17 protein-coding genes are annotated in these 15,952 nt (G+C 69.4%); 12 read left to right on the top strand and 5 right to left on the bottom strand.

The features are described from left to right. Window positions 1-13: 13 nt before the first annotated feature. Window positions 14-181 (top strand): hypothetical protein, encoded by a 168-nt coding sequence (locus tag BJ971_RS29015; RefSeq protein WP_184996350.1) that lies wholly within the window; start codon window positions 14-16, stop codon window positions 179-181. 8 nt (window positions 182-189) lie between these two features. On the opposite strand, the gene BJ971_RS29010 is transcribed toward BJ971_RS29015, so the two are convergent. Beyond that, a complete protein-coding gene (locus BJ971_RS29010; protein WP_184996349.1) occupies window positions 190-468 on the bottom strand; it encodes a hypothetical protein in 279 nt (92 codons plus the stop codon). A 116-nt stretch (window positions 469-584) separates the two neighbouring features. Between BJ971_RS29010 and BJ971_RS29005 the strand changes: the two genes are divergently transcribed. Both BJ971_RS29005 and BJ971_RS29000 read left to right on the top strand, forming a co-directional pair. Then, window positions 585-1,088 carry an NUDIX domain-containing protein gene (locus tag BJ971_RS29005; protein WP_184996348.1) on the top strand — a complete coding sequence of 168 codons (504 nt, stop codon included), beginning with the start codon at window positions 585-587 and terminating at the stop codon, window positions 1,086-1,088. A gap of 58 nt (window positions 1,089-1,146) precedes the next feature. Further along, a complete protein-coding gene (locus tag BJ971_RS29000; protein ID WP_184996347.1) occupies window positions 1,147-2,334 on the top strand; it encodes a methyl-accepting chemotaxis protein in 1,188 nt (395 codons plus the stop codon). 40 nt (window positions 2,335-2,374) lie between these two features. Here BJ971_RS29000 and BJ971_RS28995 read toward each other — a convergent pair whose 3' ends face one another. Beyond that, window positions 2,375-2,878 carry an NUDIX domain-containing protein gene (locus BJ971_RS28995; RefSeq protein WP_184996346.1) on the bottom strand — a complete coding sequence of 168 codons (504 nt, stop codon included), beginning with the start codon at window positions 2,876-2,878 and terminating at the stop codon, window positions 2,375-2,377. After that, a complete protein-coding gene (locus BJ971_RS28990; protein WP_184996345.1) occupies window positions 2,871-3,653 on the bottom strand; it encodes an Rv1486c family protein in 783 nt (260 codons plus the stop codon). The genes BJ971_RS28995 and BJ971_RS28990 overlap by 8 nt, the downstream gene beginning before the upstream one ends. Window positions 3,654-3,742: 89 nt before the next feature. Here BJ971_RS28990 and BJ971_RS28985 point away from each other — a divergent pair, with 89 nt between their 5' ends. Further along, the gene (locus BJ971_RS28985) at window positions 3,743-4,543 is read left to right on the top strand and encodes a DUF3097 domain-containing protein (RefSeq protein ID WP_184999164.1); all 801 of its coding nucleotides are present in this window, start codon (window positions 3,743-3,745) and stop codon (window positions 4,541-4,543) included. A gap of 16 nt (window positions 4,544-4,559) precedes the next feature. Here BJ971_RS28985 and BJ971_RS28980 read toward each other — a convergent pair whose 3' ends face one another. Next, window positions 4,560-5,873 carry a serine hydrolase domain-containing protein gene (locus BJ971_RS28980; RefSeq protein WP_184996344.1) on the bottom strand — a complete coding sequence of 438 codons (1,314 nt, stop codon included), beginning with the start codon at window positions 5,871-5,873 and terminating at the stop codon, window positions 4,560-4,562. A gap of 120 nt (window positions 5,874-5,993) precedes the next feature. On the opposite strand from BJ971_RS28980, the gene BJ971_RS28975 reads away from it, so the two are divergent. From BJ971_RS28975 to BJ971_RS28940, 8 genes are all read left to right on the top strand, one after another. After that, entirely contained in the window at window positions 5,994-6,443 is a 450-nt protein-coding gene (locus tag BJ971_RS28975) for an NfeD family protein (RefSeq protein ID WP_184996343.1), read from the top strand. 34 nt (window positions 6,444-6,477) lie between these two features. Continuing rightward, complete coding sequence (locus BJ971_RS28970) at window positions 6,478-7,593, top strand: SPFH domain-containing protein (RefSeq protein WP_184996342.1); 1,116 nt, start codon at window positions 6,478-6,480, stop codon at window positions 7,591-7,593. Window positions 7,594-7,716: 123 nt separating this feature from the next. After that, complete coding sequence (locus BJ971_RS28965) at window positions 7,717-8,376, top strand: hypothetical protein (protein ID WP_184996341.1); 660 nt, start codon at window positions 7,717-7,719, stop codon at window positions 8,374-8,376. 40 nt (window positions 8,377-8,416) lie between these two features. Next, the gene (locus BJ971_RS28960; protein WP_184996340.1) at window positions 8,417-9,007 is read left to right on the top strand and encodes a dihydrofolate reductase family protein; all 591 of its coding nucleotides are present in this window, start codon (window positions 8,417-8,419) and stop codon (window positions 9,005-9,007) included. A gap of 106 nt (window positions 9,008-9,113) precedes the next feature. Continuing rightward, on the top strand, window positions 9,114-9,491 hold the full coding sequence (locus BJ971_RS28955) for a hypothetical protein (protein WP_184996339.1): 378 nt from the start codon (window positions 9,114-9,116) through the stop codon (window positions 9,489-9,491). A 307-nt stretch (window positions 9,492-9,798) separates the two neighbouring features. Next, complete coding sequence (locus BJ971_RS28950; RefSeq protein ID WP_184996338.1) at window positions 9,799-11,571, top strand: N-6 DNA methylase; 1,773 nt, start codon at window positions 9,799-9,801, stop codon at window positions 11,569-11,571. Beyond that, entirely contained in the window at window positions 11,528-12,613 is a 1,086-nt protein-coding gene (locus BJ971_RS28945; protein WP_184996337.1) for a BsuBI/PstI family type II restriction endonuclease, read from the top strand. Before BJ971_RS28950 ends, BJ971_RS28945 begins: the two co-directional genes overlap by 44 nt. Window positions 12,614-12,623: 10 nt before the next feature. Beyond that, window positions 12,624-13,490 carry an alpha/beta hydrolase gene (locus tag BJ971_RS28940; protein WP_239087503.1) on the top strand — a complete coding sequence of 289 codons (867 nt, stop codon included), beginning with the start codon at window positions 12,624-12,626 and terminating at the stop codon, window positions 13,488-13,490. A 1,587-nt stretch (window positions 13,491-15,077) separates the two neighbouring features. Here the strand turns inward: BJ971_RS28940 and BJ971_RS28935 are convergent. Further along, window positions 15,078-15,884 carry a TrmH family RNA methyltransferase gene (locus BJ971_RS28935; protein WP_184996336.1) on the bottom strand — a complete coding sequence of 269 codons (807 nt, stop codon included), beginning with the start codon at window positions 15,882-15,884 and terminating at the stop codon, window positions 15,078-15,080. Between the last annotated feature and the right edge of the window lie 68 nt (window positions 15,885-15,952).

Below are 15,952 nucleotides of genomic sequence, written 5' to 3'. Positions count from 1 at the left end.
GATCAGATGGCGCGTGGCCACGATCGGCCTGTTTGCCGCGCTGGCCGCGGCCGGGTCATGGGCGTCGGACGCGTGGGGCTGGCCGGACGGTCTGGTCATCCCCGCGATCGCGGTGCCGTACTGGGCGGCGGTGACGGCGGTATGGTCCCGCTGGGGTCCGGAAATGCCGGGCCTGCACTGAACCGTGGCTCATTCTCCGTGTTGCGCCGCAGGCCCGGCCGGGGCTTCGCCGGCCTGGTCCGGCAGGGGGTCTCCGTCAGGCTCGGCGTTTCGCGGCCGGCCCCTCCTTCGCCACCACCGGCGCAACGGCCGGAACATCCTTCTCACCGAGGCCACCAGCAGGAGCGGCCCGACGGCGGTCACGGCGACGAGCAGCCAGAGCCGGGCGTCGCCCGGATCGGCGACCCGGCCGAACACGATCAGCGCGGCCAATGCCCGTCCGGCGATCTCCGTCCCCTGGTCGCGCACCCTGAACGCGATGCGACGCCAACCCTGGGAGTGGTGGGCAACGGCCTGCCGTTCCAGGTGCGAGACTCGCACCGGATCCGGCGCGCACGGCGCCGCGGGGGCACCTTGATCTTGGAGTGGCAATCGTGGGACTGAGCTGGGAAGAGTCTTACATCGGAGGGCTGCGCAAGCTCGCCGGGGACGACCGGGTGCTGATCTCGATCGGCGCGCACAGCCTGGTGCGCGACGGCGACGGCCGGATCCTGCTGATCCAGCGCTCCGACGACCGCACCTGGGCGCTGCCCGGCGGCACGATGGAGCTGGGCGAGACGCTGCGCGACTGCGCCGCCCGGGAGGTCCGGGAGGAGTGCGGCCTTATCGCGCACTCGGTGACGCCGTTCGGGCTGTACACCCGGGCCAAGGACTGGTACCCGAACACCTACGGGCACGTCTACCAGTACATCGCCCTGCTCTGCCGGGTCGACTCGTACTCCGGTGAGCTGGTCCGGGTGACCGACGAGAGCGTCGACGCCGGCTGGTTCGCCCCGGACGAGCTGCCCGAGGGAACGGGCCGGCTGGTCACCCGGGGGCTGGCGGATTTGGTCGCCTTCGAGACATTAGGCACATTCGCCCTAGACTGAGTCCCTCAACTCGGGGTGAATGGGGCCGATCTCACCAGGTGATCCCCCAGGAGGAACCATGTTCGCGCTGCTTGACCGGCTGCCGCTGAAGGCCCGGACCGCCCTTGCCCTACTCTGCTTCGTCGGCTTCGGCATCGGCCTGGGCCTGTTCACCTCCTCGGTGGCCGGCTCGGTCGCCGAGGGGCTGCCCGCCGGTTCCGACGGCCGCGCCGACCTCGAGCGGCTGGCCTCGATAGCGCTCTGGACGCCGCTGATCGTCGCGCCGATCGGGGTGATCCTCCAGATGTCGGTCTGGTTCAGCATCGTCAGGGTGCTGCGCCTGAACGTCGCCGTGATCAAGGCGGCCGCCGCCGGTGACCTCAGCCCGCGCATGCTTGTCGTCGGCAAGGACGAGCTCGGGCAGATGGCCACGGCCTTCAACACGATGATGGGCCGCTTCCAGGAGACCGTCGCCGGCATCCGCCGCGCCGTCGACGAGGTCACCACCTCGGCCGGCAGCCTCCAGCGGGCCAGCGGCACGATGACCGCCGCCGCGGACGCCACCGCCGGCGAGCTGGAGACCGTCGCCCGTTCGGCGGCCCGCACCAGCGAAGAGGTCGGCGCCATCGCCGAGGGCACCCAGCAGATGCGTCACGCGATCACCGAGATCAGCGCGAACACCTCGGACGTCTCCCGGATGACCGACGACGCGGTCACCGGCGTCTCCCGGGCGAGCGGCAACGTGACCCGGCTGCAGGACTCCAGCCAGGAGATCAACGAGGTGCTGCGCACCATCAACGCGATCGCCGCGCAGACCAACCTGCTGGCGCTCAACGCGACGATCGAGGCGGCCCGGGCGGGCGAGGCCGGCCGCGGCTTCGCCATCGTGGCCGGCGAGGTGAAGGAGCTGGCGCAGGCGACCGCGACGGCGACCGAGGAGATCGCCCGGCGGATCGAGGGCATCCAGCACGACACCAGCGAGACCGTCGACGCGGTCAGCGGCTTCTCCGACATCATCGGCCAGATCGCCGCGCACCAGGTGACCATCGCCGCGGCGGTCGAGGAGCAGACCGCGACCACCGGCACGATGGTCGACGGGGCGGGCCTGGTCAGCGCGGGCGCCGAGCAGATCAGCCTGGCGATCGGTGCGGTCAGCTCGGCCGCGGACGAGGTACGCGGCGCGGCGGAGGAGACGCACCGGGCGGTCGACGACCTCACCGGTACGGCGGCCCGCCTGCACGGCCTCGCGGCGGTCTTCCGGTCCTGAACGAACGACTGAACGACTGAACGACCTACAGGCCGCCGGGCTACATGCCGGCGGCCACTTGGGCGAAGTAGCGGTTCGCCACCCGGGTGTGCAGCTCGAAGCCCAGCGGCTCGGGCCCGTGCAGGACCACCCGTTCGAGGGTCTCGTCGGTCGCCTCGAGCGGTGGCAGTTCGTCCGCTGAGGACAGCGCCGGGAACAGCCCGAAGACCAGCAGCGTGCCGTCGGGGGCGCTGATCGTGTCGTACAGCCTCGCCGCGTCGGGATCCGCGGCGAGGCCGGTCTCCTCGATCAGCTCGCGGGCCGCCGCCTGCTCCCAGGTCTCGCCGACCTCGATGTAGCCGCCCGGCAGGGCCAGCGCCTTCTCGGCCGGCGGGATGCCCCGGCGCACGACAAGCAGACCGCCGCCGACCGGCTGGACCGCGACGGCGACCGGCTTGGGGTTCAGATAGCTCGTCTCGCCGCAGGCGCCGCACCGCCGCGGCCACGGCTGCCCCGGCACGAAGCGCGCACCGCAGAACGTGCAGTGCAGGTATCTGTCAGGCATGCAACGGAGCGTTGCAGGCGGCGACCAGGGCCTGCCGGCACGCCCTGGTCAGCGGGCGCAGCGCCGCGTCGCGCTGCTCCGCCTCGTAGCCGTTGACGGCGCCGCCGGGTGCGCTGTGCTCGGCCAGCGCCAGAACCTGGTCGAGGATGCTGGCCCGCGCGAACAGCCGCCGCGAGCGCGGGTCGAAGCCCGGCGGCAGCGTCGCGGTGCTCTCCGGGCGGCGCAGCGCCTGTAGGGCGCCGGCCAGCTCGGGACGCCAGTGCGCGACGTCCAGGCGGGTCAGCCGGTTGGTGGCCTCGGCCAGCGCCGTGGTCAGCTCGCCCTCCGCCTCGGCGGAGCCCATCTGGAAGCCCGGCCGGAACTCCGGCACCGGATAGAAGCGCCACAGCACCGTCTCGAACTCCACACCCGAACCGGAGGTGTGCCGGCGCAGCTCGGGCACGATCCCGAACGACGGGGTGACCATCGCCTCGCCGGCCAGCATCGCCGCGCCGGTCAGCTCGCCGGGGCCGGGCAGGCCGCGCGGGTCGCCGGGCGCGGGCAGCACCAGCCGGATGTCGTCGGGGTGCAGCTTGGCGAACGCGGGCAGCGCCTGCCCCAGCGGCACGTCGGTCCACGTGCCGGGTGCATCGGCGACGAGGTGCTCCTCGTCGCCGGCGATCTCGTCGGCCAGCTCGTCGAACGGGACGAGGCCGGCCCGCCAGGCGCGTACCCACGTCACGAACCGGGTGGACCGGCGCGCCGTGAGTGTCGCCGCATCTGCTGCGGGGGACATGCGAGCAAGGGTACGTGCCGTCTGCCGAGCTTGTCTCGGTCGGAGCGTCGTAACCGGCGTGTCCGCGCTGAGGAGTTAACGTGCCCGTCATGTATGGCGAGGACGTGATGGCGGGGGACTGGCGGCGCCGCAAGGTCGTGCCCGAGGTGGACGCCGAGCGCGATCTGGTGGTCGAGGACGCCGATTCGGGCTTCTGCGGCGCGGTCGTCGGTTTCGAGCTGGGCGCGGTCGTGCTGGAGGACCGGCACGGCCGGCGCCGCAACTTCCCGCTCGAGCCGGCCGCCTTCCTGCTGGACGGCAAGGTGGTGACCCTGCGCCGGCCGGTCGCCCGGCCGGCGCCGGTGCGGCAGCGGACCGCGTCCGGGTCGGTCGCGGTCGCGGGCGTACGCGCACAGGTCGCCAAGGCCAGCCGGATCTGGGTCGAGGGCGTGCACGACGCGGCCCTGGTCGAGCGGATCTGGGGCGACGACCTGCGCATCGAGGGCGTCGTCGTGGAGCCGCTGGACGGCATCGACGACCTCGCCGGCGCCCTCCGGGAGTTCCAGCCGGCCCGCGGGCGCCGGGTCGGTGTGCTCGTCGACCACCTCGTCGCGGGCTCAAAGGAGAGCCGGATCGTCGCCGCGGTCAAGGACCCGAACGTGCTGGTCACCGGGCACCCGTACGTCGATGTGTGGCAGGCGGTGAAGCCGGAGCGGGTGGGACTCGCGGCGTGGCCGGTGATCCCGCCCGGCCAGCCGTGGAAGGAGGGCGTCTGCCGGGCGGTGGGTGTCGCCGAGCCGTACGAGATGTGGCGTCGCGTCCTGAGCGGCGTGCACAGCTACAAGGACGTCGAGACCCCGTTGATCAACGCGATGGAGCGGCTGATCGACTTCGTCACCGAGCCGAGCTGACTTCTGAACGCCCTGCTCACGCGAGGTGCATCGGGTCGCGGCTGAAGACGAACGTGGCGATGTCGAGCTGCGTGACCTCGCCGCCCGGTCCGCGCGACGCGACGAGCACCTCGCCGGTGTTGGTGCCCGACACCCCGCGCCACCGGTCCCGGGACTCCCGGACGAAGCGCCACGGCACCCGTCCGGTGAGGCCGACCGGGCTCATCACCAGGTCCGCGCCGTCGCCGGCGACCTCGAACTCGCCACCCATCCACCACCAGCGCCCGCACAGCTCGGCGGCCTCGCCCTGCGGTGCGGGCGCCGGGCGCCACGGCTGCGGGGCGGGCGGCTCGGCGTCCAGGACCGCGGTGAGCGCCTCGAGGCCGACCGCCCGGATGGTGGTGCCGCGCAGCCCGTACGAGTTGGCGAAGGCGACCACGCCGGTGCGGCTCGGCCGGTGCACCGCGATCACCGCGACGTAGCCGGGCATGGAGCCGCCGTGCCCGACGTAGATCCGCTCGCCGACGCGCATCAGCTCCGGGCCGAGGCCGTGCCCTGCGGTCCAGGCGTCGTCCTGGATCGCCACCGGCGTGCACATCTCGTCGACGGTCGCGCGGCGCAGCATGGCCGGCGCCGGGTCGGCCAGGAACGCGGCCCACTTCGCCATGTCGGTGACCGTCGACCAGAGCTGCCCGGCGGAGGCCATCGCGCCCGCGTCCAGCCTCGGCTCCTCGTGCAGGCTGCCGTCGAGCGCGTGCACCACGTAGCCGCGGGCGAACGGCTCGACGGGGAAGTAGGTGGTCCGCCGCATGCCCAGCGGATCCAGCACCCGCTTGGCGAGCAGCTGCGCCCAGGGCTCCCCGGTCACCCGCTGCAACACCGCACCCAGCACCCCGTACGCCAGGTTGGAGTAGTGGTAGGTCCGGAACGGCGGCGCGGCGATCTTGTCGAACGCGAGTTCGGCGAGGAGCTTGTCCACGTCGCCGCCGGTGTTGCGCTCCCACCACGGCCCGTCCGGCTCGCGTTGCAGCCCGGAGACGTGCCCGAGCAGCTGCCGCACCGTGAGCCCGCCGAGCGGGGTGTCCGGCAGATGCCGGCCCAGCGGGTCGTCGAGGGCGAGGCCGCCCTCGTCGCGCAGCTGCATGATCATGGTCGCGGTCATCGTCTTGGTGATCGAGCCGATCCGGTACTGGGTCTTCGTATCCGGCGGCGGGGTCTCGCCCGCGCCGGTGAAATGCAGCAGCGATCGGTCGCGGACGACCGCCAGCGCCAGGGACGGCGCGCGACCCGCGGACTGCGCGCGGGCGGCGATCTCGGTGACGCGTCGGCCGGTCTCCGGCAGCAGGGACACGGGTGAGCCTTTCTCGGATGCGGGGTACTACTTCTTAACTGAACGGCACCGATATGGCTACGTGGCAACCCGACGTGACGCGACGTCGCCTCACGAGCGCGGACGTGTCACGATCAGGGGGTGGAAAGCGTCCTCTGGATCGTGCTCGCCGTCGCCCTCGCGGTCGCGGAGGCCTTCACCGCGACCTTTCTGATCATTTTCTTCGCCATTGGTGCCCTCGCGGCGGCCGGCGCGGCGGCGCTCGGCGCCCCGCTGCTCCTCCAGACGATAGTCTTCGCCCTCGTGTCCGGCCTCTCCGTCGCCGCACTTCGGCCGATCATCATGCGGCACCAGCGGTCCGCCGCCGAGTCCGGCGAGACGCCGTTCGGGATCGAGGCGATAGAGGGATCCCAGGCGACCGTGCTGGAGGAAGTCACCGCCGACCACGGGCTCGTGAAGATCGACGGTGAGCTCTGGACCGCGCGCTCCTTCGACGGCGCGGAGACCTACGCGCCGGGCGATCGGGTCCGGGTCATCAAGGTCAAGGGAGCCACCGCGATCGTGTGGCGCGACGACCTGCCCAATCTCTGAATCACCAATCGCATACAGAAAGAGAAGAGACGCCATGGAAGTCGCTATCGGTGTGCTCGTCTTCGTGATCGCGCTCTTCGCGGTGATCACCTTGCTCAGGTCGGTCCGGATCGTGCCGCAGCAGCGGCACGACGTCGTGGAGCGCCTCGGCAAGTACAAGCGCACGCTGTCGCCCGGGCTCAACCTGCTGGTGCCGTTCATCGACACGGTACGCACCAAGGTGGACATGCGCGAGAACGTGGTCAGCTTCCCGCCGCAGCCCGTCATCACCTCCGACAACCTCGTGGTCTCGATCGACACGGTGCTCTACTTCAAGGTCGTCGACCCGGTACGCGCCACGTACGAGATCGCGAACTTCCTCCAGGCCATCGAGCAGCTGACCGTCACCACCCTGCGTAACGTCATCGGCTCGCTCGACCTGGAGCGCGCGCTGACCAGCCGCGAGGAGATCAACCGCCACCTGTCCGGCGTGCTCGACGAGACCACCGGCCGATGGGGAGTCAAGGTCACCCGCGTCGAGATCAAGGCGATCGAACCGCCGCCGAGCATCCGCGACTCCATGGAGAAGCAGATGCGCGCCGAGCGCGACCGCCGCGCCGCGATCCTCACGGCCGAGGGTGTCAAGCAGTCCCAGATCCTCACGGCCGAGGGTGACAAGCAGTCGGCGGTGCTGCGCGCCGACGGCGACCGGCAGGCCCGGATCCTCACCGCCGAGGGCCAGGCCAAGGCCATCCGGACCGTCTTCAACGCGATCCACGAGGCCAACCCGAGCCAGAAGGTCCTGGCCTACCAGTACCTGCAGGCCCTGCCGCAGATCGCCAACGGCTCGGCCAACAAGGTCTGGATCGTGCCGACCGAACTCACCAAGGCCCTCGAGGGCGTCGGCGGGGCGCTCGGCGGACTGGCCAACATGGTCGGCGACCTCCCGTCGTCGACGGTCGACGCCGGCGCCGTCGAGCGCGAGGCCGCCGCCGCGGCCGAGGCCGCGGCGAAGGAGGCCGCCGCCGTCGACGCACAGGTACGCGCCGCCGAGGCCCAGGTGTCCGGAGACAGGGGACCCCGGGGCCTGGCCGCGCCCGAGGCCGTGCCGCCGGCCGCGGCGCTCGGCAGCGCCGACTACCACAACACGGGGGAGCCCGAGCGCGCCTGACCTCCCCCGACGAGGTGCAAGATCGTAGCGAATGCCGCAAAACCCCGCGCAGTGCGCGGGGTTTTGCCATGCTGACCGAGGATTCCGACCGGGGTCCACGGCCGCTTGGCGTGAGGCGATGGAATGAGCATCAGTCAACATCAGACGGCCAGCGGACGCCCGCTGCGCGTGGCGCCGGCCTGGGTCGGCGGTGCACAGACCACCGCCGAATACCTGCCGGTCCGCGAGGCCGTCTGGATCTGGTCCGTACGCCGGTACGCCCGGATCTCCCTGTGGGCGCTGCCGCTCGGCGCCGTCCTCTACGGCTGGACCACGCTCGGCGTGTCCAGCCCACCCGGCACGCTGCTGGTCCGACTCGTCGCCGGCTGGCTCTGCGCCGTCGCGATGATCGGCCTCGCCGGACTGCTGTCCGGCTCCCGCACCCGCCGCTCGGCGCTCGCGGGCCTGCTCGTCGGCATGGCCGGCTTCATGATGATGCTCCCGCTGGCCGCACTCCCCGAGGGCGTGGGCCCGGCCGGCTCCGGCCTGAGCGCCACGCAGGTGCACGCCGCCTCGCTGGCCGCCGCCGCGGTCGCCGGCGCCGGCTGGCTGCTGCTGGGCTGGGCGGTCTTCCGCTCCAAGCTGGTCAACCCGGCCGACGGCGTCCTGCTGATGCTCGCGGCCCTCTCGATCGGCGCCGGCTCGTACGCGGTCCGCCCGCTACCGACCGTCGGCGCGCTGCTCCTGCTCGCCGCCGGCATGGGCCTGGCCTGGACGGGATCGCGGCTCATTCCGCCGGCCTGAGGCGGGATTGGTTCCGCCCCGCCTGGGTACCGGTCTCCACATGACGAAGGTGGTCGCCGACATCTCGGTGTCCCTGGACGGGTACGTGACCGGCCCGGACCCGGACGCGGAGCACGGCCTCGGCCGCGGCGGCGAGGCCCTGCACACCTGGGCCTTCAGCCCCGACCCGATCGACCGTGAGGTACTCGCCGCGACGACGGACGCCACGGGCGCGGTCGTCATGGGCCGCCACCTCTTCGACATCATCGACGGCCCGCACGGCTGGAACGACGACGTCGGCTACGGCGCGGGCCTGGCCGCGAAGCCACCCGTGCTGGTGGTGACCCGCAGGCCGCCCGACACGGTCCGCCTCGCGGATCGGGTGACGTTCGTGGTGGACGGCGTGCGCAGCGCGGTAGGGAAGGCCACCGTGGTGGCCGACGACCGGGATGTCGTGGTGATGGGCGGTGCCGAGGTCATCCGCGGTGCGCTCGAGGCGGGCGTGCTCGACGAGTTGCGGCTGCATCTGTCGCCGGTGCTGCTGGGCGGCGGGACGCCGCTGTTTCTGGCCGGGACCGGCCCACGCACGCTGCGTCAGATCCACGTACGAGCCTCCGGCACCACCACCCACCTGACCTACCGCGTCGACTGAGCGTGTCATTGCGGTGACAGTGCCTTGTCAGACATCGACGAGGACGGTAGCTTTGATCAACATTGACTGTCCAGATAGGAGTCTCATGTCTCGGATGCTCAGAGTCATGGCTACCGTATCGGCCGCCGCCCTGATGGCGACGGCGGGACTGATCGCCGGGCCGGCGTCACCGGCCTCGGCCGCTCCGCCGGCGCCCACCGGCTGCCCCTATTCGGTGCCGACCCACCTGCCCAACGGCGGAGGCAAGCTCACCGTCCTGTCCGGTGGCACCTGGCTGAACACCGGCTCCTACGCAGACTGCGACCGGATCAGGAGCCTTTCCGCCGGGACGGTGGTCTGGATGTGGTGCCAGTATTCCAACCACTACAACAACACCTGGTACTACGGCCGCGTCGAGGGCACCACCACGTACGGCTGGGTCTCCTCCGACCGGGTGGCGTTCTCGTACACGCCGGGGGAAGAGCTCGCCACCTGCACCTTCTGACACGGACAGAGATCGTCTCCGGGAGCCTGTCGACGCCGATCTCGGTCAGTTCTTCGCGTGACTTCTCGATGCCAGTGATCTTCCCGTTCGCGATCTCGACGGCCTTCAGGGCTCGGCGCTGAAGGTGCGCCCGGTTCATCGACCAGCATGACGCCGTTACGTGGCGCCACGTCGATGGGCCGGTGCCGGCCTTCGTTGTGTCTCAGAGGGCCGCTTCCGGCTGGACTTGACGCCAACGGCAGGATGTCGGGCGTGGCATTGGCGGCGGTACTGGGCCCGATGCGAACAGACTGACAGGATCAGACACGTGAGCGCCGAAGTAATCGACACAAAGAGGGCGAACCGCGCGCAGCGTGCGGTCATGGCGGCGACCGGCGCACAGGGTTTGTCGGAAGCGTCCCTGTCGGTCCTGGCCAGCGTGCCTGAGTGGTGGCGTCGGCGAGCGCAAGCAGCGGGGATCCGAAGTCCCTGGGGACTGGATGTCTTCACTGCTGTCAGTGCTGAGCCGCCGGTCGACATGGTGTCTCTGGGATTCGCGTCTCCGCGCGATGACCTTCATGAGGCATCCTGTGAGGCGCTTACGGACGCTTACGTCGTGTCACTTGATGCCGAGGTTCGAACTGCGGATGGCCGGCACTACACCCCACCGGCCCTGGCCGCTGCTCTCTATGAGAGGGCAGTAGCTGATCTGGACGAGAAGCCTGGTGGGCTGGTGTGGGATCCGGCGGCCGGGGCCGGCGCGCTGCTGCTTCCCGCTCTCCGAGACTGGCTGAGTGATCAAGCCACGGTTCAGCCGGACATCACCCTGACACGGGTGACGCGCTGCATCGGGGGACGAGACCTGGACGCGGCCGCGGTATGGCTCGGCAGTGTTGTTCTGGCTGCTGAGCTCCTGGAGACCTGGCAACGAGTGCCGGCTCGGCGGCGACTGCCTCTTCCCGCGCTCCTACAGCTAGGCGATGGGCTGTCCGCCCCGCCGCAGCAGCCTCAAGTAACAATCCTCAACCCCCCATACGGTCGAGTGCGGCTGGCAGAGAAAGATCGCGCCACCTGGGCCCATGTCCTGGCCGGGCATGCGAACCGCTACCAGCTGTTTCTCGCTGCCGCTGTCGACCACGCGGCCGACGCCGGCACCGTGGCAGCGCTCATTCCTGCCGGATGGATCGGCGGCAAGTACTTCCAGCTGTTGCGCAAACACCTGGCCTCGAAGGCGCCGCTGAGGCAGGTCTCGTATATCGCCGATCGAAGCGGCGTCTTCTCAACAGGTGTTCTGCAGGAGACGGTGCTCGCCGTCTTCCGCCGTGGCGAAGCCGGCGATGTCGCATGCGAGCAGGTGACAATGAATGGCACCGTCAAGAGCGCTGCGATCGGGCACGGCACCATCCCCACCGACACGTCACTGCCGTGGCTGTTGCCGCGTTCTCAGGACGACAACGCATTGGTCGCCGCGGCGGGTGGTATGACAAAGCGACTCAAGGACTATCACTGGAAGGTCTCTACGGGTCCGCTCGTATGGAATCGCCACAAGGACCAGCTTTCTGCAGAGCCGAGACGGCGAAGCGTGAAGATCGTTTGGGCGGCAGACCTCGACGGCGGGAAGCTTCACCAAGATCCTTTACGCGACAAGATGCGCTGGGTCGAGATGCGCCACGATGCGGACGAGCGGACGCTGGTGCTGCGGCAGCCGGCGGTACTGGTCCAGCGAACGACTGCTCCCGAGCAGAACCGCCGCCTTGTCGCGACGGCCCTCGACGCCGCGGAGCTTGAGCAGTGGGGCGGACGGGTCTCGGTGGAGAACCATGTCAACGTCCTCAGGTGCGGCACTGAGGACAGCGTCCTGACGCCGCGACTTCTGACGGCATTGCTGGACTCGGCAGCGGTCGATCGTCTCTATCGATGCCTGACGGGTTCGGTGGCCGTGTCGGCGTACGAGCTGTCTGCTCTGCCGTTGCCCGATGCGGAGCTCCTCCGCCGATGGGCCAAGCTGGATCCGGCGGTGCTGCCCGCGGAGATTGATCGCGTATATGGTCTGGTGCGTGACGCAGAGCAACCCGAGCCGGGAACTTCCAGCCCTTCTTGAGGACCGCGAGGCGTACCTGGAGCGGCTGCAGGCCATCGTGCCGTCGGACCTCACCGGGACTACCGCAACGGCCAACCCGATCGCAGCGGCAGCAGCTTTGACGCTCATGTACACCGGCGCCATCGACGGTCAGAATCCTGTACGGCCGCTCGCCCTCATGCGGATGAACGAGGAGATCGCGGCGCATCGCACAGACGACGAGCGCCGGGCATACTATGCCGCCTCCAGGTCGTCCAGGGGCAGCCGAGCCATTGACGATCTCTGCGCCGAGTGGGGCGTTGGTTCCCACGCCTGGTATCAGACCAACAGCCGCGAGGGCGTCCGCGATGAGACCTTCCACCGCTGGGAGGAGAACGGCGTGCTGCTCTGGGATCGCTCCGTTCCGACCACTTCCAGCGTCGGCCGGTACAGCCTTGTCGGGGAATTCGCCAAGCTTCTGAGCCCGGTCCTTCAAGGTGAACAGCTGAGTGCTGAAATCGCAGAATGGCAGTCGGCCAATCTGACGCCGACAGGTCGCATGCGAGCACTGACGCGGGCGGACCGCGCCAAGGCCGGAGCCATGGTGACGGTGACCTTGCCCGGAGGCGCTTCCCGCGTACTCAACGCCGGAAGCGAGACCCTGGCTGCTTTCCTCGAGCTCGGCGCGCCGAAGATCATGGGTGATCCGGCTGTTGTGTTCATCAGCCAGTCGGGGGAGCCGGTCAACATCGTCGATGAGCGACTGCTCACGACCTTGCATCTTGATCTCAAGAAACTCGGCAAGCTGCCCGACTGCCTCATCGTCGATGTGCTGTCCGACAGATTCTGGTTCGTCGAGGTCGTCGACAGCGATGGCCCTGTCCACGATGAACGGAAGAAGGCGTTTCTGGCGTGGGCCGTGAGCAGCGGAATCGCGCAGGACAAGTGCAGTTTCTTGACCGTTTTCCAATCACGCGCTCACAGTCCTGCCAAGAAGGCGCTCCCACAACTCGCACTCAACAGCACGGCCTGGTATGCCGACGAACCCGGAGGCATCCTGACCTGGTCAGACATTGGAAGCTAGCCGTCGCCGCATGGCCGATGACATCGGACCACAAGCCGTCATGATGAAGCTGCCGGCTCTCCTACGCCTGACGCTGGTCACGCTGGTGCTTCTGGCGCTGCTCATCGCCGCTCTCTGGGTGCTGCAACGACGGCTGATATACCTCCCGGACCGGGCCTCGCCACCACCCGCGTCCCAGGTGCTGTCCGGTGCTCGCGACGTCACCCTGCACACCGCTGACGGGCTGCGCCTCACCGCGTGGTTGATCGCGCCTTCGCCCGGCATACCGGACCAGCAGACGGCGGTGCTGGTCGCCCCCGGGAACGCGGGGCACAGGCAGGCCCGGGCTCCCCTCGCCGCGGCTCTGTCCGCTCGGGGTCTCACCGTGCTGCTCGTCGACTACCGCGGCTACGGCGGCAACCCCGGTGATCCCAGCGAGCAAGGCCTGGCCCACGACATCCGCGCGGCACGGACATACCTCGTCGAGCAAGCCGGAATCCGCCCCGAACGGCTCCTCTACTACGGCGAAAGCCTGGGCGCCGCCGTGGTGACCGCGCTGGCGGCAGAACACCCACCGGCAGGACTGATCCTGCGGTCCCCGTTCACCGACCTACCGGCGGCCGGGCAGGAGCACTATCCCTTCCTGCCCGTACGGCTGCTGGCAAGAGACCACTTCCCGGTCACCGACCTCATCCGGCAGATCACCGCACCCACACTCGTCATCTACGGCACCGCCGACACGATTGTCCCGCCGGCCCAGAGCCTGACGGTTGCGCAGGAGGCCGCAGGACGAGTAAGAGTACTCGCCGTCGAGGGTGCTGACCACAACGACGCCTCCCTTCGCGACGGCGACCAACTCGTCGACGCGATCGCGGACCTCGCCGCCGAAACAACCTGATCCACATTCGGCCGGGAAGCGTCGCCGACGGCGGGTACGGTTGCCTCTTTGGTCGCGCGCTTCCGGATCCGGCGGGATCTCGTGGCCACGTAAGCGTCTGGGTATGCGCCGTACCTGCCTCGAATCGGCCGTCCGGTCCGCCGGTGCGACGAGCCGATCCCTCCGCGGTGGCAGGTTCTGAGGTAATGCGCGTGTATTTACCGCTGCCGGATCATTTCAAGGCATGAGCTGGGGAAGGTGCTGCCCCGCCGCGCCGGCGAACGGACTGGCTTCACTCAGGTCTTTCCGACCGTCTCTTCCGGCGCGATGGCGCCGGTTGGGGGAAGACATCCTCCCAACGGCAGCCCTGGACGGCAGGAGTCTGGTGATCAAGGCAAGTCAGTGGCAACATCGGTTGGCGTAGGAGGGGAGTATCCCTTCGCGATGGAGTCGTCAGCACGGTAGGGACCCCCGAGTCCCAAGGCGGCGAATACGCCGCCCCCGGCTTCATCGGTCCGGCTTCGGCCGGGCGGGAGAGACCTCCGGCTAGAAGGCGCTGCCTCGTTGTCTCCGAGGACAGGCGTCTGGTCGAGCTGGAGGGATCGAGAGACAGAAAATCTGAGACCCAACCGGGGGCAGGGATTCTCAGCTTCGCCAGTGAAACACGCTGGTCGAGCTGAGCCCTGCGCACAACTCGACCAGCCGGGTCACAGATGTGGAGTCCTCGATGGGCTGGTCGAATCTTCCCTACGCTATCGCTGTCGCAACCTCGGTGCCGGTGTTGATCCTTGGCCTCGTAGCGCTGAACGCCCTCCGCGGTACGGAGCCGCATCAGCGGGCTGAAATACTCAAGGCACTTGCTGTCTTTGCTCGTGCCGTCATGGCTCGCAAGCCAAGCCCATCAATTCCACGGGCACGGCGACTGACGAGGCGTCGGTCCGTCGGGCGAGCGGCAGCGGGCCAGAGGGCGGACTCCAAGCCCGACGATGGCTGATTTACAGGGCCAGCTTGGAACCCGTGGTCGATAGGCTGACGCGGGAAGTGTTGGCGTCTCATGGATTCTCTCGGCGCCACTTCGACAGATGCTCGTTGAGGCCGGACACCGCGCGTTCACCGGGGGTGCTGCCTCGCCCTAACCCGTAACTACCGAGGCCGCTAATGGCGACAACCTGGCGAGGGTAACCCGGTCGTGCCACGACGATCTGTGGCGATGTTGCGCCACCGAGGCTCGCTGGGCCGCTGACCGGTGCACCATCGGATATCTCCACGGTGTCAGCCCACTTGATTTTCCATGTCCGTGTGAGTTCCCTGATCACAACGTAGGTGGGGCCGGCGGTGACTCCAATCATGAGGGACCTGGCCGCTGCCACCCATAGTGCGATGGACATCGCCCCGAATAGCGCCCCGGCCCACCAAACGCCGCTGCCGAGATATTCGAGCGCAACTGGCGTGGAAACGGCGGCCATCATTCCAGTGCAGATCATTAGTGCGATGTTCCAAAACCAGGAGCGCCAAGAGCTTCTCATAATGGCGGCCCCCGAGTCTTCCCCATCATGGACGGGATGGTCCATAGCGAGCACCTTAAATACCGCTTATATTGCTCGGATATCAGGTCGTCTCGGCGCGGGTGAGTTCCCAGAAGGCGATGGCGGCGGCGGTGGCGACGTTGAGGGAGTCGACGTTGTTGTGCATCGGGATGGCGACGCGGACGTCGCTGGCCGCGAGCGCCTCGCGGGTGAGTCCTGGCCCCTCGGCGCCGAGTAGCAGTGCCGGCCGCGAACGCTGGGCCGCGGTCAACTCCTGCAACGCCACGGCGTCCGGTGCCGGCGTCATCGCGAGGAGGGTGAAGCCCGCGGCGCGGACGGCGGCCAGTGACTGGGGCCAGTCTTCCGTCTTCACGTACGGGATGGCGAAGACCTCGCCCATGCTGACGCGTACCGCGCGGCGGTAGAGCGGGTCGGCGCAGGTAGGGGAGAGCACGATCGCGTCGATGCCGAGGGCGGCCGCGCTGCGGAACAGGGCGCCGAGGTTCGTGTGCGTGTTGAGGCCCTCGAGGACCGCCAGGCGCCGGGCGCCGGCCAGCAACTGCTCCAGCGTGGGGAGTTCGCGGCGGTGGAACGAGGCGAGGATGCCGCGGTGGACGTGGAAGCCGGTGACCGACTCCAGGACGCCGGGGGTCGCGCTGTACAGCGGCGCGTCCGCCGGCAGCCCGCTGAGCTGGTCGACGCGCTTCTCGTCGACCAGCGCCGAGCGCAGCCGATAGCCCGCGCGCAGGGCGCGCTGGATGACCAGCTCGCCCTCGGCGATGAACAGCCCGTTGGGCGGCTCCCACCGGGTACGCAGCTCCAGGTCGGTCAGCGCGCGGTAGTCGGCGATCCGCGGGTCGTCTGGGTCGGTGATGCTCAGTGCGGGCACAAGGGCATTCTGCCCACTGGGCGCCGACCGCTCTGATGCCGGTACCTTTTACCGGGTCACCGAGAAGG

The sequence above is a fragment of the Amorphoplanes digitatis genome (genome assembly GCF_014205335.1).
In the GTDB taxonomy this organism is placed as follows: Bacteria; Actinomycetota; Actinomycetes; order Mycobacteriales; family Micromonosporaceae; genus Actinoplanes; species Actinoplanes digitatus.
Note: the sequence above shows the minus strand (reverse complement) of the source record. Positions and strands in the feature narration are given on the sequence as shown.